General features: G+C 60.6%; 16 protein-coding genes. 7 read left to right on the top strand and 9 right to left on the bottom strand.

The features are described 5' to 3' along the window. Positions 1–15: 15 nt before the first annotated feature. The 7 genes from GH659_RS06370 (at position 16) to GH659_RS06400 (ending at position 8268) form a co-directional block, all read left to right on the top strand. Positions 16–999 carry a glycosyltransferase family 2 protein gene (locus GH659_RS06370; protein ID WP_153110274.1) on the top strand — a complete coding sequence of 328 codons (984 nt, stop codon included), beginning with the start codon at positions 16–18 and terminating at the stop codon, positions 997–999. After that, entirely contained in the window at positions 996–1907 is a 912-nt protein-coding gene (locus GH659_RS06375; protein ID WP_153110276.1) for a polysaccharide pyruvyl transferase family protein, read from the top strand. The genes GH659_RS06370 and GH659_RS06375 overlap by 4 nt, the downstream gene beginning before the upstream one ends. Then, the gene (locus GH659_RS06380; protein WP_153110278.1) at positions 1904–3394 is read left to right on the top strand and encodes a lipopolysaccharide biosynthesis protein; all 1491 of its coding nucleotides are present in this window, start codon (positions 1904–1906) and stop codon (positions 3392–3394) included. The genes GH659_RS06375 and GH659_RS06380 overlap by 4 nt, the downstream gene beginning before the upstream one ends. A 354-nt stretch (positions 3395–3748) precedes the next feature. After that, complete coding sequence (locus tag GH659_RS06385; RefSeq protein ID WP_153110279.1) at positions 3749–4774, top strand: phosphotransferase; 1026 nt, start codon at positions 3749–3751, stop codon at positions 4772–4774. 40 nt (positions 4775–4814) lie between these two features. Continuing rightward, positions 4815–5639, top strand: coding sequence for a hypothetical protein (locus tag GH659_RS06390; RefSeq protein ID WP_153110281.1), 825 nt, complete (start codon positions 4815–4817; stop codon positions 5637–5639). 10 nt (positions 5640–5649) lie between these two features. Next, entirely contained in the window at positions 5650–7419 is a 1770-nt protein-coding gene (locus tag GH659_RS06395; RefSeq protein ID WP_153110283.1) for an asparagine synthetase B family protein, read from the top strand. A 24-nt stretch (positions 7420–7443) separates the two neighbouring features. Further along, complete coding sequence (locus tag GH659_RS06400) at positions 7444–8268, top strand: class I SAM-dependent methyltransferase (protein WP_153110285.1); 825 nt, start codon at positions 7444–7446, stop codon at positions 8266–8268. An 8-nt stretch (positions 8269–8276) separates the two neighbouring features. Here GH659_RS06400 and GH659_RS06405 read toward each other — a convergent pair whose 3' ends face one another. The 9 genes from GH659_RS06405 to GH659_RS06445 all read right to left on the bottom strand — a co-directional run bounded on the left by GH659_RS06405 (position 8277) and on the right by GH659_RS06445 (position 20381). After that, on the bottom strand, positions 8277–9281 hold the full coding sequence (locus tag GH659_RS06405; protein ID WP_153110287.1) for a polysaccharide deacetylase family protein: 1005 nt from the start codon (positions 9279–9281) through the stop codon (positions 8277–8279). Beyond that, complete coding sequence (locus tag GH659_RS06410; protein WP_153110289.1) at positions 9281–10558, bottom strand: putative O-glycosylation ligase, exosortase A system-associated; 1278 nt, start codon at positions 10556–10558, stop codon at positions 9281–9283. The genes GH659_RS06405 and GH659_RS06410 overlap by 1 nt, the downstream gene beginning before the upstream one ends. Further along, positions 10551–11732: a glycosyltransferase family 4 protein gene (locus GH659_RS06415; RefSeq protein WP_153110291.1), complete on the bottom strand. Its 1182-nt coding sequence runs from the start codon at positions 11730–11732 to the stop codon at positions 10551–10553. Before GH659_RS06415 ends, GH659_RS06410 begins: the two co-directional genes overlap by 8 nt. Positions 11733–11744: 12 nt before the next feature. Next, the gene (locus tag GH659_RS06420) at positions 11745–13067 is read right to left on the bottom strand and encodes a UDP-glucose dehydrogenase family protein (RefSeq protein WP_153110293.1); all 1323 of its coding nucleotides are present in this window, start codon (positions 13065–13067) and stop codon (positions 11745–11747) included. Further along, on the bottom strand, positions 13064–14254 hold the full coding sequence (locus GH659_RS06425) for a glycosyltransferase family 4 protein (RefSeq protein WP_153110295.1): 1191 nt from the start codon (positions 14252–14254) through the stop codon (positions 13064–13066). Before GH659_RS06425 ends, GH659_RS06420 begins: the two co-directional genes overlap by 4 nt. An 8-nt stretch (positions 14255–14262) precedes the next feature. Continuing rightward, positions 14263–16173: an XrtA/PEP-CTERM system amidotransferase gene (locus GH659_RS06430; protein WP_153110297.1), complete on the bottom strand. Its 1911-nt coding sequence runs from the start codon at positions 16171–16173 to the stop codon at positions 14263–14265. 104 nt (positions 16174–16277) lie between these two features. Beyond that, complete coding sequence (locus tag GH659_RS06435) at positions 16278–17438, bottom strand: TIGR03088 family PEP-CTERM/XrtA system glycosyltransferase (protein WP_153110299.1); 1161 nt, start codon at positions 17436–17438, stop codon at positions 16278–16280. Then, a complete protein-coding gene (gene xrtA / locus GH659_RS06440; RefSeq protein WP_153110301.1) occupies positions 17435–18982 on the bottom strand; it encodes an exosortase A in 1548 nt (515 codons plus the stop codon). Before xrtA ends, GH659_RS06435 begins: the two co-directional genes overlap by 4 nt. A gap of 190 nt (positions 18983–19172) precedes the next feature. Next, a complete protein-coding gene (locus GH659_RS06445; RefSeq protein WP_153110303.1) occupies positions 19173–20381 on the bottom strand; it encodes a TIGR03087 family PEP-CTERM/XrtA system glycosyltransferase in 1209 nt (402 codons plus the stop codon). Positions 20382–20399 lie beyond the last annotated feature (18 nt).

Below are 20399 nucleotides of genomic sequence, written 5' to 3' on the forward strand. Positions count from 1 at the left end.
GACAGGAATCCGAAAATGCCGAAAGTATCCGTCATCATCCCAAGTTATAACAGCGAGAAATACATCGAAACCACGCTCGGTAGCGTCCTCGGCCAGACCTTCAAGGACATCGAGGTTCTGGTCGTTGATGACGGATCGGACGATCGTTCGCCAGAAATCGTGCGAAATCACGGTGCTCCGGTGAGACTAATCCACCAGAGCAATTCCGGCGTAAGCACCGCCCGCAATAGGGGAATCAGCGAGGCCATTGGTCAGTTTATCTGTTTCATAGACAGCGACGATTACTGGTTTCCAGACAAGTTGGCCCGCCAACTGCAAATCTTCGACACCTATCCGGATACAGGCGCCGTTTACTCGAGCTTCATCCGATGGGAATCTAACGAAGCGGGTTGCTTTCCCCCTCCCGATAGCTTCGACCTAGCGTCTTTTGCCGACGGCATCGATACTGAATATTCTGGATGGATTTACCACTTGCTTCTGCTCGATTGCTGGATGCTCACCAGCGCGACCATGATCAGAAGGGATGTCTTCAACAAATGTGGCACGTTCGACGTCACACTTCCGTGCGGGGAAGATTGGGATCTTTGGCTGCGCATCGCTAGGGATTACCCGATCATCAAACTGCGCAAACCAACCACGCTTTATCGACAGCATACGCAGCAAACCACACGCAGCCCCCAAACCGTGGATTTCCGCACTAGGCTGTTGACCCAAGCGGTCAACAAATGGGGGCTGTGCAGCGGCGATGGACGCTGCATCAGCCGACGTCGCTTTCTCGACCAATTGGCCGTCTACCACGCCATTTTTGCCAAAAGTCAATTGCGTAACAATGGCAAAGTACGCATCGCAATCGATTCCTTCGTCAAGGCATGGCGATGCGCTCCTCTCAACATGAAATACCTGTCTTACATTCCACTCGCCCTGCTCGAATGGAGGAAAAACGTTAAGAACGAACCATCATCTAGGCGATCAATGCAAGAATCAGGGGAAGCGCAATGAGGCTCTATTACTACAAAGATCCCGATGGAAACTTCGGAGACGATCTAAATCCATGGCTGTGGCCGAAACTGATCGGCAACATCTTAGACGACAATAACGAGGAGATCTTCGTCGGCATCGGCACGCTGCTCAATCAACGCCTGCCGGCCTCCCCTATAAAACATATCTTCGGTAGCGGCCTAGGCTACGGAACCCGGCCGACGATGGACAGCCACTTCATCGTCCATGCTGTTCGCGGTTATGAAACTGCGAAGGCGCTCGACCTTGACCCCGGCCTTGTGATCACCGATGCGGCGGTATTGATTCGAGCGATAAGCCACCCAAAAGCCGACCGCAAGAATTTTCGCCATGGCCTCATGCCGCATAGCGACAGCCTGCGTAACTTCGATTGGGAAGATATCTGCAAAGACACAGGCATTCGCTACATCAGCTGCCGCTGGGGAGTCGAAAGAGTGATCCAGGAAATCAGCCAATGCGACGTGTTGTTGGCAGAAGCAATGCATGGCGCAATTATCGCGGACGCAATCAGGGTTCCGTGGATACCGATTAGTTGCTATGGGAGTGTTCTGGATTTCAAGTGGAGGGACTGGCTTTCCACGTTGGATATCGAATATTTCCCGCGCCGTCTGCCGTCCATTTATGCACAGGATAGAAACATCGACGCTTACGATCGGTTCAAGATCCATATCAAGCGAGGTCTCAAGTACTGCGGCATCTGGTCAGATCGTTGGACACCGCCACCCCCCAAACACTCCAGCGTAGCCGAAATAGATCGAGCAAAGGAGGCTTTGCTTTCCATCGCTGACGGACAAACGTTTCTCAGCGACGAAAGAGTCCTAAACTCGCACACGTGCCGATATCTCGATCTGTTGGAAAACTTCAAGAAATCACGGGAACGGCACGGATGAATAACGAACAGGAGCGGCAACAAGACAACAGCATCGTAATCGACCGAATTCTTTCGGGTGCACGCTGGGCAACGCTTTTCCGGATCGTCACCCAGATCGTGAGCTGGGGCTGCACGATCATCGTCGTCCGCTTCATCAGCACAGGCGACTATGGCCTCTACGCGATGCTTGAATCGCCGATGGAACTCCTCTTCCTCGCCAGCATATTCGGCCTCGACAGTGCGCTTGTCCGCGCAAAGGCAATCTCGCAAGAAGCACTCCGAAGTTCATTTGGCTGGCTGTTGCTCATCAATGGACTCCTCTTTCTCGGTTATTTTTTCAGCGCCCCGCTGATCGCCGCCTATTTCAACGCGCCGAGGCTCGAACGCCTCGCCCAGACCCTCACCTTCGTTTTCCTTCTGATACCGTTCCGCGCCATTCCCGACGCGCTGCTCGACCGCGATCTCAAATTCAAACTCAAGGCATTCGCCGGTCTGATAGCGAGCCTGACCGGTGCGATCACGACACTCATCCTCGCCGTTCTCGACGCCGGTGTATGGGCGCTGATCATCGGACTTCTGACGAATCGCATCCTGCTCGCAATCATTCTGATGATTTTCCAGCCGTGGTTCATCCTTCCATCGCTCGCATTCCGCCCAGTCAGAGAAATCCTCGTATTCGGCGGAATAATGGCGCTCGCAAGCGCCGTCGCGATCACCGGCAACATGCTGCCAGCGATCATTGCCGGCCCGGTTCTCGGGCCACAGGCACTCGGCATTTTTTCCGTATCGCTGCAATTTGCGCTCCTTCCGCTCGCCAAAGCGATGCCTGTCATCAATCCGATCATCTTTCCGGCGTTCTCGAAATTCCAGGGGCAACCTGTGGCAATCGCCCGTTATCTGGAAAAGACTGCCGGATTTGCCGCACTCGTTCTTCTGCCTGGGATAATCGGACTTGCGTGCGTGGCGAAAGATTTTGTCGAAGTCGTTCTGGGTTACGGATGGGCACCGGCGACCGTGCCGCTCACACTTCTCGCTCTCGCCGTTCCTTTCCGCGGGCTAACCTCGTTTATCCGTCAGGTTCTTGGCGGCATCGGACACCCCAGGCTCGCGCTGCAATCGACCATTTTTACCTTCGCTCTCTTTCTTTCACTGATCGTTGCCGGGATCGGCCATGGTGTCACCGGGCTCGTCATAGCCGTTCTCGTCACCGAACCGACGGCTACAGTCGTAACAATCCTTCTGGCACGGCGAGTGATCAACACCTCGTTCGCTGGAATCGCCAAGTCCTTGACACCCGCCGTTGGCAGCTCGGCCATCATGGCCGCCGCCGTAACTGGGATCCGCCTCCTGCTCGACTCAGAACCCGGAATCGTACTGCTCACTGCCGAAATCGCTGCCGGCGCCATTACCTACCTCTTCGCCCTGCAGACCATCTTCGGAGAAAAGGCTAGGGAGGCTATAGCACTCATCAGACGCCAGTCTTCAACTTCGGGATGCGAGAAATGAGATCCGGCACCTATCGAAACAAAACAGCCGTACTACTCGGTGCGTTCAACTGTTTCAACTACAACGACTTACGGTTCAAGCTCATCGCCCGAGGCGAATTCACTCGCCACAATCCCGACGTCGAAACGCCGATTCATGCGCTAGTAAGAAGCGATCTATCGCGCTACGGCGCGCTCCCGACGCGCTCTATCAGAGACCTTTTCTGCCCAGAAAGGCCCTCCCCCCCCAACGCTGTGATCTTCGCTGCAGGAGTATTCAAATTCGCGAGACTCGTACCACAAGTGCTTCGAGCTATCCGCGAGAAGCTGCAAAAACCAACCTCAGTCTCCTACGACAGGTGATCGGATAATTTGTATGAGTACGCTCATTTCAGACCATGCCGAGGTAGTCCGAAGCGAGAAGGTGCCGATAGAGAAGGTGTTATCTGGATATTTTGGCGGCGTTGACGTTAGCCTCGGCGAGCCCATCAACATTCAGGACAATTCGGAAGTCTTCCGCGCAACGATTGCCACGCAACCGCCGCGCCAGGCCGCCGTGAAACGCTGCTTCGCTCCACGAACCCGAACGCCCGATGTATCCACCGCCGCAAAGCAGTTCGAGGCACTAGCTCGCGTCGAAAAGGCGTTGAGCGCGGTGAAAACCGAGACAGGCACGAACCAGATCCACCGCGTCCCTGAACCAATTTGCCTGATTCCTGAACTCGCAATATTCGCAATGGGATGGAGCAACGGTGAATCGCTGACGCGAAAGCTATCCCGACCGGCGATTCTAACTAAAAGGTCTCACTGGCTGCATCAGGCCGGCGAATGGCTCGGATACTTTCATACGGCCGGCCCGCTTCGTCCGGGCAGGATCAATCTCGACCACCGGCTCGAAGTCATCGCAGAGCTGGAGCATCTCCATTCGGGAAACGACGTTTTCGCGAAAGCGACCCATCGTCTACGCGAGACTGCACCACGGCTCGCCAATGGCGACGCGTGGACAAGTTGGCTCCACGGAGACTGCAAGACCGATAATTTTCTCATCGACGGTAACGCGGTGATCGGCATCGACATCAGCCTCGCGTACGAAAACACGATCGAATACGACCTCGCCCAGTTTCTTAACAATCTCGAACTTACGCTCAACTCGCCCCGTCACCTCGTGTTCCGGGGATTACGGAGGGGACTCGTCAAAGCGTTCCTTTCCGGTTATCGGCAAACTGGACCATCGATCTCGGACGCCTACCTCGACTGGATACGGCTCGATTTCGCGCTCTCGCTATGGGACAGCCACATCGCCGGTCGACGGCCTAATATGAAGACGTGGGTACTCGAAAGGGTTTTTTCGGCGCTCGTTCGACGACTCACTACGGGGCTCGATTCCCTGGAACGGGCATGAACAACAATCGCAGGATGGAAAAGGGGCTATCGGGGGAACCATGACCCACACGATCATCCGCATTCAGGGGGGCACGTCTGACGGTATCAAGAGGAATCACAGAGCCGCCGGCCTGCTCATGAGCGCAACGCTCACTCCTCCCGTTGGCGCCGTTGCGCGCGCCAACCCAACCGAACGCATCGGCGACTACCTCAACGCCCTCAAACATTATGCCTCGCTGCCCGACACGACGATCGATCGCATCCTTTTCATCGACAATTCGTATAGCGATCTCACGCCGCTTGCGAATGCGCTACGAGACATCACGCACACCAAGACAATCGAACTGATCAGTTTTTCCGGGAACGACCATCCGGTTCGGCTAGGCAAGGCTCACGGCGAGTTCCGCCTGATGGACTTCGGCCTTGCGCACACGACGCTGTTCGAGCCCGACGACATCATCTGGAAGACAAGCGGGCGCCTCAGGATCCTGAACCTCACTGAGATGATCGAAAGCTGCCGAACGCTCGATTTCGACGTTCTCTGCGATCTGCGTAACGTTCCGCTGCTCGGATCAGGGAAATGGCAAGGCAGTGAAAACATGGATCTTCGCCTGTTCGCTTTCCGCCGGAGCGCATACGACACAGTATTCGCCGGACTCTGGAAAACGCACGAAGGCCACCTCGACGCGGGATTCCTGTATCGCCACCTTATTCATCTGCGCAGTGAAGCGAAGGAACTCCGCGTGATTCCGCGCTTTCCTCGCCAACCGAGACTACAAGGCATCAGCGGACGGCATCAGCGCGACTACCAGTCGCCCCCGCAGCGCGCAAAAGATGCGCTCCGTGCCGTCATAAGAAGAATCGCTCCCTCGCTATGGATATAAGGCCTCGATCATGAATGCAATACTTCTCGGCCAACTGGATCTTGACCGCTTTTTCGACGACCTGACGCCGATCGAGGGCATCGGACTAACGGGCGCCTCGACGGCCAGCGACGAAACAACTGTCTGCGCGACGATTGGAACGCCACATTTCTACGACGACGAAGCCGAAGTGATCTCCCGCCGATCTGGTCCTGCGGCTGGCTTCCTCCACATTTGGCACCGCTACGGTGAGAACTGCGCGGCGCAAGCCAGAGGTGCCTTCGCCGTCGTGATCGCCGACACCGGAAAGAAGTCGGTGTTTCTCGCCATTGACCGTTTCGCGATCGAAACGCTGTGCTACCGCCTTGACGGCAACCAGTTGCTCTTCTCCGACCGGGCCGACTGCGTCACAGAGAGTAGCGACGACCTTGATCCACAGGCGCTCTTCGATTTTCTCTACTTCCACATGATCCCGGCGCCACGGACGATATTCAGGAACGTTTACCGGATTCCCGCTGCACACGCCCTGCTCGTCGATGTAAAGGGAGCGCGGCAATTCCGGTACTGGCCGGCCGAGTTCGATGAAAAGCACCGAGAGCCTTTCGACGATGCGAAGACGCGCTTCCGGCAAATCATTCGCGAATCGGTCGCCGAAGCGATCGCGGGAGAGGCGGAAATCGCCACCTTCCTCTCGGGTGGCACCGACAGTTCGACGGTAGCGGGAACCCTCTGCGAACTCACCGGCGAACCGGCACATGCCTATTCGATCGGTTTTGCAGCCGAGGGGTACGACGAGATGGAATACGCCCGCATCGCCGCCCGCCATTTTGGCTGCGACCACCACGAGTACTACGTAACACCCTCCGACATCCTCTCCGCATTGCCGGAAATCGCCCGCCACTACGACCAGCCGTTCGGGAACTCTTCGGCACTGCCGGCCTATTACTGCGCAAAAATGGCCAAGGCCGACGGCTGCACGAAGATGCTTGCCGGAGACGGCGGCGACGAACTCTTCGGCGGCAACGCCCGCTATGCGACGCAGAAGTTCTTTGATTTCTACCACCGCCTGCCCGCCGGTTTGCGCCGGACGATTGAGCCCTTCTGCGGCGAGGATAGTCCGCTTCGCAAAATCCCCGGCCTGCGACAGGCCACCGGCTACGTGCGCCACTCGCGGATACCGATGCCCGACCGGATGGAGAGCTTCAACCTCGTCATGCACCTCGAACCGGCGAATGTGCTCACGCCCAGTCTACTTGCGCAAATCGACACCGGCGAGCCGCAGGCGCACATGCGAGCCACCTGGGAGGAATGCCACGCCGGCAGCCTCGTCAACCGGATGCTCGCCTATGACTGGCGCTACACGCTGGCCGACTGCGATTTGCCGAAGGTCCAGGGCGCGACATCGCTCGCCGGCATCCCGGCCGCCTACCCGCTGCTCGCCGACGCGCTGGTTGACTTCTCGCTGCAACTTTCGCCCGACTGGAAAGTGCGCGGCTTCCGGCTGCGCTGGTTCTTCAAGGAGGCACTGCGCGACTTTCTCCCAGAAGCGATCATAACGAAGAAGAAAAAAGGCTTCGGGTTGCCGTTCGGCGTCTGGACCGCTCGCGATCCGGCGCTCAAACGTCTCGCCGCCGAATCGCTCGGCAACCTCGCCGAACGAGGCATTCTCCGCGAGGATTTTGCGAAAAAGCTCATCGCCGACTACCTGCCCGAGCATCCCGGCTACTACGGCGAAATGATCTGGATTCTGACCATCCTCGAACAATGGCTGCAGAAACAGGCACCGAAGTTCAGGCTATGACCACGTGACCGAAAGGACATTGCGATGACAGACGACTCGAGCAAATCAACAACGTGGGATCACTCGTCCGACCAGAACTTTGTCGATTACTACGCGCAACAGTCTCTCGCCCCACAGACCATTCAACGCTTCACGCTCGTCCGGGACAAATCGCTTCGGCTGCTGGCGAAACTCAACGGCGGCGTTGCCAGCCAGCTAAACGTGGCCGACATCGGGTGCGGCACGGGCATGCAGGCTCAACTCTGGGCGCAACGCGGTCACAAGGTCTTCGGACTGGACGTCAACGCGCCGCTCATCGAGATTGCCCGCCACCGGGCGGAGGACGCCAGCCTGGCCATCCAGTTCGACGTTGGATCGGCGACCGAACTCCCCTACCCCGACACCTCGATGGATGTCGCGCTGCTCCCGGAACTGCTCGAACACGTCGCCGATTGGCAAGGCTGCCTCAATGAAGCGACCCGCATCCTCAAGCCGGGCGGGCTGCTCTACCTGAGCACGACGAACTGGCTGTGTCCGATTCAGCAGGAATACAGCCTGCCGCTCTACAGTTGGTACCCGGGATTTCTGAAACGTCGCTACGAACGCTTGGCCGTCACAACGCGTCCGGAGATCGCCAACTACTGCAAGTATCCGGCGGTCAACTGGTTCTCCTTTTATTCGCTCTCCGCGTACCTGCGCGAGCGTGGTTTCCACTCGCTGGATCGCTTCGACATGATTGAGACAGAAGGGAGAGGAATCCCCGTCCGCGTCGCCCTGTCGCTCTTCAAAGCCATCCCGCCGCTGCGTTTTATCGGTCAGGTATTGACGTCGGGTTCAATCGTTTTTGCGATCAAATACCGCGTTGGATGAAGGAATTGTCACTTCGCTCCCAGCCAAGCACGGGAAAAAGACGTATTCCACTGATTCATGAGCAGCCGCGCAGCCCACACCGGCAATGACTTCCCCCATGGTGTGAAGCGTGGCAACTGGAATGGATCGTCGCCGGCCTGTGCGGCACCGGGGGCCGTGCTGACAGCGCCGCGAAAACCGAGCCGCTCTACCAGCGCAACGTGGCTTTCGTCATAATCGACTCCCGGTTTTCCGTTCGGGTAGGCGAACACATCGACCGGCGCGTCGATGATCGATTGCAGCTGTTCGCGTCCGCCATCGATTTCGGTTTCCGCTTCTTCCTGCATCAGCGTCGTCAGAATCGGATGGTGAACCGTATGCGCGCCGATTTCCATGCCGGATCGATGCAGCATGGCCACCTGTTCTGAACGCATCATGAGATCGTGCGGCAGAAGTTCGACACCGCACAGTTGCCGCAGGAGTCCGACGGCTGCCTCCCGTTCGGGCAGTCTCCGATATTTGAGGCACGACAACAGCCGGACGATTACCTGCCGGCGTTGCGACAAGTCAGCCAGCTCACATCGGCCAAGGCCGAACTCCTCCAGATCGACCGTCGTCAGACGACAGGCGCGCAGGCATTCGATCACCGAATCGTTCCACATCCGCCCACCGTCCAAAAAGCCGGTCGAGATGAAGAAGGTCGCCCGCAATCCGAGCCGTTGCAGGATGGGAAGCGCCACCTCGGCGTTATCCGCATAGCCGTCGTCAAAAGTGATCACGAGGGAACGCGGAGGCAAAGTGCCCCGCGCCAGATGGTCGATGGCTTCGCCGAGCGTCATGACCCGAAACGTCGCAGCGACAAAACGCATCAGAGATTCGAATCGTCGCGCGTCCGGTTCACAAGGAAACAACGGATCGGGAACGGCCCGCACGCGATGAAAAATCAGGATCGACAAACGCGACGAAATTGCCGTGCCGAACAGCCCGAGCGCATTGCGCAGCAGCAGCGCGGTCAGTTTCTCGGCTGTCGTCATTACCCCTCCCGTTTCACGGGTACGCCCGTCATCCGTTCTCGCACAGTAGCATCGACAAGGATGACGAATGCCAGGATGTAGTACGGCAGATCGAAATGCACCAACGACAGGAATGCACCGCCGACGGCGAAGCCGGTCAGGCTGACCTGCACCATGCGCATCAGGAACGGTACCCAAGGGCTGAATTCGGGGTCGTCGCGCGTCAGGCGCGCCAGTTTTCCGGCACGCATCCACGACAAGAAAAACAAGCCGAGATAAAGGAAAAACCCCGGAAAGCCATGTTCACCCAGCGCCTCGAAATAGATGCTGTGCGCTACCAGCACTTTGCCTTCCCATCCTTCTGGCGCGTACAACGCAAAGACCAGCGGATTGTCGGTACGGAATCCGGCTCCGAGAATCGGCCTGTCCATCACGAGATTCCAGAGTGTTGTCCAGGTCGTGATGCGCGACATGGCGGAGGCATCCTGCTCGTAGTTGAGTATTGATTCCATGCGGGATGCCCAAATTTCCGGCATTGACAGAATCGCGGTCGTCAGCACCGCAACAATGAGAAAACTCATCAAAAACGGACGTTTCCCCTTGAGCGCCAGCATGAAGGCCATGGCGATCAGCGCCAACAAAGCCCCCCGTGAGTGGCTACCCAGAATGGAAAAACAAATTGCCACACCCGAAAAAACCAGCCCCCAGCGCAACCATCGACGCGAACTCACTTGGTACAGGTAATACACGAACGGCAACAGAACGACCAGCGCCAACGCCAGTCCGTTATTGTCGCTGATCATGCTGTCGGGCGGCCCCCAGACCCGGCCGCTCCCCCCGCCGGTGAGGACGGTCCATATGCCGCCCTTGACGCCATAGAAGCCGATCGATGCGGTAACGACCCAGACCAGCCCCTCGATCTGTTCGCGCCCGCGGATAAGCATCAACGTCACCAGCAGCATCAGGTGGATCTTGCTCACGAATATCCAGCGCTCCAGAACGATCTCCGGCGTGTTCATGGCAAACAGGCAGGTGAACGACATCCAGAACCAGAAGGACAAGTAGACAACGGTGATGGGCGTCACCGGGAACGGTTTCTTTTCCCTGGAAAACAGAAAGCCGATCAGCGTCGACAGCGCCACCAGGTAGGCGAAGGGAAAACTGCGGGCGAATCCCCAAGCGGCGCGGTGCGGGTTCATCATTGACAGCCACGCCCAGACGTAAGCGCCAAACCTCGGCGTGCGTAGAATCAACGGAATCAGGGCAATGACGACGGCGGTAATCAAGAGGTCACGCATGGACAATCTCCTTGAACAGCGCGATCTGGGCTTCTGTCGTCGCCTGCCAGCCAAACTGCTCGGCGTATTCGCGCACGGCCGATGCCACCGGATAATCGCGGAACAGCTCGTTGAACGCAGCGACCAGCGCGCCCGGCGTCCGGTCGGCCATCAGGCGGCCGGCAACCGGATTGGTCACCACTTCCGGTGTACCCCAGATCGGTGTAGCAATGACCGGCGTGCCGCACGCCATCGCTTCGAGCAGCACGTTCGCCCAGCCTTCGCGACTGGAGCAAAGCACAAGCGCGTCGGCCGCGCTGTACCAACCACGCAATTCCTCGTTCGGCACCTGTCCGGCAAAGCGCACGCGTCCGGCCACGCCACACCGGGCCGCCAGCTGTTCCAATGAAGCGCGCTCCGGCCCATCGCCGGCGATGATCAGCCCGACATCGGGCGGCAACCCCGCCAACGCTTCGATAGCCAGATGATGCCCCTTGCGTTCGATCAGCAAACCGACCGACAGCAAGCAACACCCCTCACCCGCAAGACCGAGCTGCCGGCGCGCTTCCTGGCGGTCGACCGGGCGAAAACGCTCCAGGTCGACGCCATTGCGCATCACGCGCAGCTTCGCGCGATTGGCACCGAGGCTGGCCAGTTGATCCATCAGCGCTTGGCAGACGCCGATCGACGCCGCCGCACGATTCGCCGTTTCGATAATCAGCCGACGCGGCCGCGCGTAGTGCGGAATCAGCGACAGATCGGTCCCACGCGCCGTCACCACAAACGGCTTGCCGAGCCATTTGGCCAGCAGACCCGCCGCCACGCCGTCCGGATAGTAGTAGTGCGCATCGATCAGATCGAAATCGAAGCCGTCGCGCATCAGTCGCTTAACCGTCGGCAAGGCACCAATCGCCAGCGTGAAGGGCGAAATGTTCATACCGATCTTGGGCGGCAGGAGATAGCGCGGATGATGCACCTCCACGCCGTTGCGCTTTTCAACGCGCGGCGTTGCGGCAAACAACCCGTACTCGCCGAAACCATGCCCCTCGAACGGAAACCACGGCACCGGAGCAACGACCCGCGTTTCCACCTCCCCGCTCTTCAACAGCTCACGCAGCCGCGTCTCGACGAAAATGCCGTGCACCGGGCGCACGGCGCTCGGATAAAGCGTTGAAAAGAGGATGGTTTTGATCATTTTTGGCTCAGCTCATCGCCCGATGGCGAAGTACTCGATGCCCATGCCGCGCACGAACGGAGGATCGTAAAGATTGCGGCCATCGAAAATCAGCGGGGTTTTCAGGCGGCGCTTGATGCTGTCGAAGTCCGGACTGCGAAACTCCTTCCATTCGGTCACGATCACCAGCGCATCGGCATTGGCGAGTGCGCCCATCGGGTTGTCGGCGTAGTCGAGGCACGGTTCGCTGCCGAAAATGCGCCGCGCCTCGTCCATCGCGACCGGATCGTAGGCCGTGACGCTCGCCCCGGCCGCAAACAGGTCGGCGAGCAGCACCCGGCTCGGCGCCTCGCGCATGTCGTCGGTGTTCGGCTTGAACGCCAAGCCCCACAGAGCGAAGCGCTTGCCGCTCAGATCGTCGCCCAACCGCGCCTTGATCTTGTTGGCCAGCACGTGCTTCTGCGCCTCGTTCGCTTCCTCGACGGCCTTCAGCACGCGCAGATCAAGGTCCGCCTCGACCTTGGCCGTTCGGATCAGCGCTTTCACGTCCTTGGGGAAACAGGAACCACCGTAGCCGCAACCTGGATAGAGGAAGTCGTAGCCGATGCGCGGGTCGGCGCCGATGCCCTGCCGCACCATCTCAATGTCGGCGCCGAGCGTTTCGGCCAGATTGGCGAGTTCGTTCATGAAGCTGATGCGCGTCGCCAGCATGGCGTTGGCCGCATACTTGATCAGTTCGGCGCTCTTCAGATCGGTGACGATCAGCCGCTCGCGGTTGCGCTGGAACGGGGCGTAGAGTGCGCGCATCATGAACACCGCCTGCTCGTCGTCGGCGCCGACGATGATGCGATCCGGGCGCATGAAATCCTCGACCGCCGCCCCTTCCTTCAGGAATTCCGGATTCGACACGACGCTGAACGGCGTATCCGCGCCGCGTTTTTCCAGTTCCTCGGTGATCGCCGCCTCAACCTTGGCGCCGGTGCCGACGGGCACGGTGCTCTTGTCGACGATCACCTTGTAGTCGGTCATCAGACGACCGATGTTGCGCGCCGCTTCAAGCACGTAATGCAGGTCGGCCGAGCCATCCTCGTCGGGCGGCGTACCGACGGCGATGAACATGATCGTGCCGTGGTTGACCGCCCGCTCAAGGTCGGTCGTGAAATGCAGCCGGCCGGCGGCGACGCTGTGCCGGACCTTTTCCTGCAATCCCGGCTCGTAGATCGGAAGGTCGCCTTCTTCGAGGATGCGGATCTTCTCGGGATCGACGTCGAGGCAGAGCACATCGTTGCCGACCTCGGCCAGACAGGCGCCGCTCACGAGGCCGACGTAACCGGTTCCTACGACTGTGACTTTCATGGTGTAGAGACCCTCTCACTCTCAGGATTGGAAATCAGCATGGCTGCCAGCGAAGCTACGCGCCGCGCATTACCGCGCCATGTCAGATCAAGCCGGTCGATGGTTTCCCGTGCGTTGGCCGACAGGTGCAAACACAGGGCCGCATCGCAGCAGACCGTCGTCAGCGCACGTTCCAGACTGCCCGGCACGTTTTCGTCGAAGAGCGCCGCGTTTTCACCATCGCTTAGAATTTCGCAGATGTTCGGCGTGCGCGGGGCGACGATCGCCTTGCCGAGCACGAGGTACTCCATCATCTTGAGCGGCGACGCGTAGGCCGTCACCGCCGGTTGCAACGCCACGTCGAACGCCGCCACATAAGACGGCACGGCGTCGCGGTCGACGACGCCGGTGAAGGTTACCGCCCTGGCCAGTCCAAGCGCCCTCGCCTGCGCCTCCAGCGCTTCGCGCGCCGGGCCGTCGCCGACGATCAAAAGATGGACGTTGTCGGGAGCTTCTTCCGAGGCCATCCAGTCGATGACACGATCGACGCCGTGCCAGTCGCGCACGAAGCCGGTAAAGCCGAGCACCAGCCGCCCCTGCAAACCGAGCTTCGCCTTGGCCAGCTCGGGTTCTGGCGCCGTCGCAAAATGCGCCTTGTTGATGCCGTTGGGGATGACGGCAATGCGCTCGTCGGGCACGCCGTACTCCCGGACGTAACCGGCCAGCACCTTCGTCACCGGCAGCACGCGGTCGGCCGCCCGCCAGGCCGTACCTTCGGCCCAGCGCGCCAGCCGCGGCAACGCCAGCCCGCCGCTGTGGCGCGAGCGCTCGAACACCAATGGCGAATTGACTTCGAGCAGCAGCGGGATGCCCAGCCGCTTCTTCAGCAGCGCGCCGGCCAGCAGGTAGAGGTTGTAGCGTTCGTAGATCACGTCCGGCCGGAAATCCCGCGCCGCCGCTTTTAGCTTGCGGTAGGCGTGCAGCGAATAGGCGAGTTCGAGGAGTTCGTAGAGCACCATCGGCAGCGATTTCTTCAGGCGATTCACCCAGCCAATATCGCGGCCCATCTTGCCTTTTTCCCCCTCTCCAACCGCTGGCGCCACCACGCGTACCTCGTGCCCCTCGGCGCGCAAGGCATCGATCATCTCGGCGATGTGCACGGCCTGACCGTCCTTGGACGCGGTGCGATGGTGATAGAGGATGCGCATGTTCTTTCTCAGTGGTTTGTCGCGCCGCCATCCATGACATTGCGCAGGAAGGCGTCGTACATCAGCAGCGTCCAGAGCGGCGTGCTATGGTCGCGCACGCCCGATTCGTGCTGCTCGACGATCTGCGCGATCGTTTCCTGATTGAACCAGCCCGACTCCGCCAGCCGGCCGCCGAGCAGCGAGTCGCGCACGCGCTGACGCAACGGGCCGCGGAACCAGCGCGCCAGCGGCACGGAAAAACCCATTTTCGGGCGATACATGATGTCGTGCGGCAGGTAAGGCTCCATCGTTTTCTTGAGCAGATACTTGCCTTCGCCGTGTCGCATTTTCAGCGCGGACGGCAGGCTGGCCAGCCATTCGACGAGCGGATGATCCATCAGCGGCTCGCGCACTTCGAGCGAATGCGCCATGCTCGCCCGGTCGACCTTGGTGTTGATGTCGCCGACGAGGTAAGTGTGCAGGTCGATGTACTGGATCAGCCCGAGCGGATCGTCGGTGCCGGCGCGGACGGCATGGCGGTGGAAGACGTCGAGGGCGCTGTAGCCGCCGAGCAAGGCCTTGAAGCGGTCGCTGTAGAGCTGGTCGCGCATCGGCTGGCGTAGCTGCGACATGCTGTGAAAGTAGGCTTCGACCGACGTTCGCGCCAGCGACTCGAAGGTCGTCTTGGCGCGGAAAACGCGCGGTGCCCAGTCGGCCTTCGGATAGAGCCGCCCCAGCACGCCGAACAGCGGCCGGCGCACGCCAAGCGGCAACGCCGAGCGCATTTTCTCTTCCATCGTATGCAGCTTGTAGCGCCGATAGCCGCCGAAATTCTCGTCGCCGCCGTCGCCGGAGAGCGCCACCGTCACGTGCTTGCGCGCCAGCTGGCAGACGCGGTAGGTCGGGATCGCCGAACTGTCGGCGTAGGGCTCGTCGTAGAGGCGGGCCAGCGTGTCGATCAGGTCGAAATCGTCACTCTCGACCTGATCGACGTAATGGTTCGTCTTGTAGCGCTCGGCCACCGTTCTGGCGAATTCGGCCTCGTTGTAGGCCGGATCGGAGAACGCGATCGAGCAGGTATTGACCGGCTCTGCCGACAGCCCGGCCATCAGCGCGACGACGGCGCTCGAATCGACACCGCCGGAGAGGAAGGCGCCGAGCGGCACTTCCGACATCAGGCGCAGACGGATCGATTCGTTGAGCCGCGCCGTCAGCTCTTCGAACGCTTCGGCGTCGCTGATCGGATTGTTGAGCGAGAAACGCACGTCCCAGTATTCGCGCGGCTCGCCAACCGTCTCGCCGCGCCGGGCGACGAGTGTGCAGGCGGGCGGCAGTTTGCGCGCCTGCTTGAAGATGGCGCGCGGCTCGGCGACGTAGCCGAGCGCGAAGTATTCCTCGACAGCAAACGGATCGATCTCGCGCGACAGGCCGCCGTGGGCGAGCAGCGACTTCAGTTCAGAGCCGAAGAGCAGCGTACCGTCGTCGAGCAGCGCGTAATAAAGCGGCTTGACGCCAAGCCGGTCGCGCGCGAGAAACAGCGTTTCCCGGTTGCGGTCCCAGAGTGCGAAGGCGAACATGCCGCGAAAGCGCTTGGCGCATTCTTCGCCCCACGCTTCCCAGGCGTGCACGATCACTTCGGTATCGCTGCGCGTGTGGAAAACGTGGCCGAGCGATTGCAGCTCGGGGATCAGTTCCTGATAGTTGTATATCTCGCCGTTGAAGACGACGCAGACGCTGCCGTCCTCGTTGTACAGCGGCTGCTGGCCGGTGGAGAGGTCGATGATGGAAAGCCGGCGATGCCCCAGACCGACGCCGGGCTCGACATGCACACCGCCTTCGTCCGGCCCGCGGTGGTGCTGGGCCTCGTTCATCCGCGTCAAAGCCGAACGGTCAATCTCGCGCCGGCCACGGGTATCGAATATTCCGGTTATGCCGCACATATCTCCCATCCATTTCTAGTTCTGTTTGCTGCGCAATTTTTAACGCCCCACATATGCGGGATAGGCCATCGCCGCGCAGGATTCAAGGACTTATGGAAACTCGCTCATTCCCTCCCCAAGAGTTCGTCATAAAGCTGCTGGTAGTTCCGGACCATCGCCTCGAGACTGAAGCGGCGTTCCACCGATTGCCGTCCGGCCCGTCCGGCTTGCCGCGCCAATTCCGGATGGCGCGCGTAACGGACAATCGCCTGCGCCATGGTCTCCACATCGGCGGCGGGAACCAGTTCGCCCGTCACCCCGGCTTCGACCAGTTCGGGACTCCCGCCCACCTCCGTCGCGATGACCGGCACACCGCACGCCATCGCCTCGAGAATCGTGTTCGAAATCCCCTCCGCCAGCGACGGCAAGACAAAGCAATCGAGAGAGCGCAGGAGGTCGTGAACGTCATCGCGCTCACCGGGCAGCCACGCCAGCGGACTGACACCGGCGTTTTCCAGCAGACGCCGCGACGCCTCGCGCAACGGCCCGTCGCCGACCATGACGAGGCGCAAACGCCCCTTGAGCTCGGGTGCCAACTCAAGCGCCCGGATGAAAGCCCGCGTCAGAGTCGTCTGATCCTTGACCGGCTGCATGCGGCCAACGGTGCCGATCACCCACGCGCGGGGTTCGGCAAACGGCCATCCGTCGACATGCGTGCGCGCCGGGGCTGGATGGAAACGCTCGGCATCCACACCGTTGCAGATTTTCCGCAGACGCGCCGACGGCACGCCAACCTTGTCTGTCAGGTAACGCTCCAGTTCGCCGGACAGAACGATGTATTTCGTCACGAACGGCCGATAAGCACGCCGCACCCACTGGTATTTCCGGTTGGCACCGCCGATGTCGCCCACGTCCCAACCGTGCTCGCCGTGGATGCGCACCGGCACGCCGGCCGCCGACGCGGCGACGGCCACTTCCAGCGTCCCGAGATTGCGCGTATGCACGATCGCCGGCCGCAGGGCGCGGAACAGGCGGAACAACTGCGGATAGATCCAGAACGCATGGCCGGGCGGCTTGTGCAGGGAGATGAAGTCGACATCGTCGCGCACGATTCTGGCGCGGAAATCCGTCACCTCGGTCAGGGCGATGACGGCGTGCCGATAGGCCTCGTGCCGCATCCGGTTGATCAGATTGACAACGCCATTTTCCATCCCGCCGACGTCGAAGCGATGCACGACATGCGCTACCAGCGGACGGCGGTCAGCGGAAGCGGTGTGCGTTTTCATCGCTCTTCCCGTGTTTCCCACGTGCGCTGCAAGGCGCGTTCGATGACTTGGCCGGCGTCGTTGACGAATGCTGCCAACGCGGCTTCGCCATCCGGCTCTTGCCGCGCATAAACGATCACCACCGCCGAATCGTCGCCCTGCCCCGCGAGTCGCGAAAGCGCCGTGTAGGCCTTGGCCTTGAGATCACTCGTCGTCACCCGCCCGTTGATCCAGTACCACTGCCAGACGACAAGGCGCGTTCCATCCTGCGCGCGCAGCACCGCGGTACGCACTGGGAGCGGGCCGGATGCGCCGGCCATCGTCCGCCCACCGCTTGCCACACGCAGCCAGCGATAGTCATCGGACAGGACCAGCACGTTCGTCGAACTCACCAGTTTGCGGCGCTCATCCTGATTACGGTAATACGCCAGGAACATCCCGACCGTCTGCTCGCCCGCTTTGAAAGCGGTCTGCCGGGACGCGGAATAATTCTCGAAACGCGGCGTCCAATTAGCCACACTTTCCGGTGTTTCCGTCCAGCCCGGCACGTTTTCCAGCAGTGCGATACGCTCGACGTCGGCCGGAGCGTTACGGCCGATCAGCCACTCGACGGCCGGGCCGGCCAGCGCCAGCACCGCGATGGCCAAGGCAGCGATAGCCGAGCGACGCAGCGATGCGCTCAAAGCGACGCCGGCCTGTTCTGCAACTCGCTCGTCCGGCGGTACATCCTCCCGCCAGCGCGAGCCGATCCAGAACACGATCATGATGACCACGCCGAAGAACAACCAGCCGTAGATCAGGTGGTCAACGCCGGCCGCGAGCTTGTTTCCCGAAAGATGCCCGAGCATGACGATCATGTAGGCGCGGATCCAGTTGGCGACGAGCGGCACGACGAGCGCGACGACCATGAACAGCACCCGCTTTGCCGCCGAGCGATAGGTCAGATAGGCGAACAGTGCGCCAACGGTCAGCGAGGCGATGATGTAACGCACGCCGCTGCAGGCCTCAACGACCGACCAGGTGCCGGTCGGAATGACGAATTGCAGGCCTTCGCGATAGACGGGAACGCCGCTCAGGCGCAAGCCGCGCACAGTGAAATCGGCGGTCCATTCCATCAACAACGGCAAGGCAAAGTCGCCGAAAGGAACGGCAAAATAAAGGAAGGCGAGTGGAAACAGCATCTGCCGCGCTACGGACAAGCCGAGCATGGCAGGCACCGCCAGCACCAGCAGCGTGACCGCGGCGAACTGGGACACGACGACAACGCTCCCCAGTTCGCCGAGCAGCCAGGCAAAGCCGGCCAGCACGAAAAGCGGCAGGATTCGCCAATCGGCGCGAGGAGCCAGCGCCGCAAGCCTCGCCCGCATTCGCCAGATCAGCCAGAGCGAGATCGGCGCCACCATAAAACCGTGCGTGAACGTGTTTGACCGCAGCCAGGTAGCCGCCATGCCGGCAAACGTTTCGCGATAGACGACAAGAATCAAGGCGAGAACGAGCGCCAGCAACTGCCAGGCGCGCGCGCCAGTTCTCTCATCGACAAAATTGCCATTCAGCAAATCGCTCATCCTGAAAACCTCGGTTGAAACCGCTTTCAACGCAGAGAACGCAGAGATACAGAGCGCACAGAGAAAAAGCGAGAAAGAACAGAGAGAAAATGCGAGAAACCCTTTTTAGTCACGGGGAAATACGGGCCTCTCTCTGCGTTCTCTGTATCTCTGCGATCTCTGCGTCAAATGGGGTTGTTTTTAGGTTTGTTCATAGTTCTCCATCCAGATACCGGTCGATGACCGCCAGATTCGCTTCCCAACTGTAGCGCGCCAGCACGCGCTGTCGCCCTGCCCGGCCAATCGACGCGGCAAGCGCGGGATCGGCCAGCAGGGAGTCGATCTGTTCCCGATACTCGTCGGCGCTTCCGGCGATCAGGAAATCCCGTCCCGCTTCCGCGTCGATCGGCGCGGCACACTCCCGCGACGCCAGCACCGGCACGCCAATCGCCATCGCTTCGAGCACCTTGTTCTGGATACCACGCGCCAGTCGCAGCGGCGCGACGGCCAGTGCGGCATGGCGAAGGTAAGGCCGCACGTCGGGCACGGTGCCGGTGACGACGACGTGCTCGCCGGCCAGCGCCCGCACAGCCGGGTCGGGACTGCGGCCGGCGATGTAAAAACGCAGCGTCGGATGCCGCTCAAGCAGGCTGGGCAATATCTCGGCGACGAACCAGCTGACCGCGTCGATATTCGGCCAGTAATCCATGGCCCCGGTGAATACCAGTGCTCGCTCGTCCGCTCCGTAGGGCGAAGGCAACGGATGCTCCGGCGAAAAGAATTCGGCGTCGACGCCGTTGTTCATCGGATGCACGCATTCCGCGCATTCGGGCGCGAAGCGGAGGAAGAGCGCCGTTTCCTCGTCCGTCACGAAAAATGATTGATCGGCCTGCCGCGCCACCCGCCGTTCGAAATCGAGCAGCCGTCCGCCTTCGCGCCGGTAAAGCCAGGAGAGAGGCCACCGGTGGTTCGCCGCGTACTGGGACCACTTGGCAGAGTCGACATCGACAAAATCGACGAGCATTCGCACGCCTTGCACCGCCTCCGCGCCAAGAACGTATTGCGCCATCGCCGAGGAAAACACCACAACCGCGTCGATTTTTGCCTCGCGGAGCGTCCACCCGACCCACGCCTGCAACGCCTTGTCCCGGTAATACGGCAGGGTCAGCGCCTCATGCGTCAGCAAACCCGCCAGACTGCGCAGCTTGGCCAGCGGTGGCGACAGGTGGGCGATATGCATGCCGGCGCAGAGCTCCGCGACCCGATCGACAAAACCCTCGTCCTGTGGGTCGTCGATGAAGGTGCCGAGATACACCCGATGGGCGGCGGCCAAGTGTTTGAGCAGATGGTACGAGCGAACCTTGTCGCCCTTGTTCGGCGGATACGGAAGCCGATGGACGAGGTACAGGATGTTGGCCATGTTCTCCCTCCCCCGATT

The sequence above is a fragment of the Propionivibrio limicola genome (assembly GCF_009469695.1).
GTDB lineage: Bacteria > Pseudomonadota > Gammaproteobacteria > Burkholderiales > Rhodocyclaceae > Propionivibrio > Propionivibrio limicola.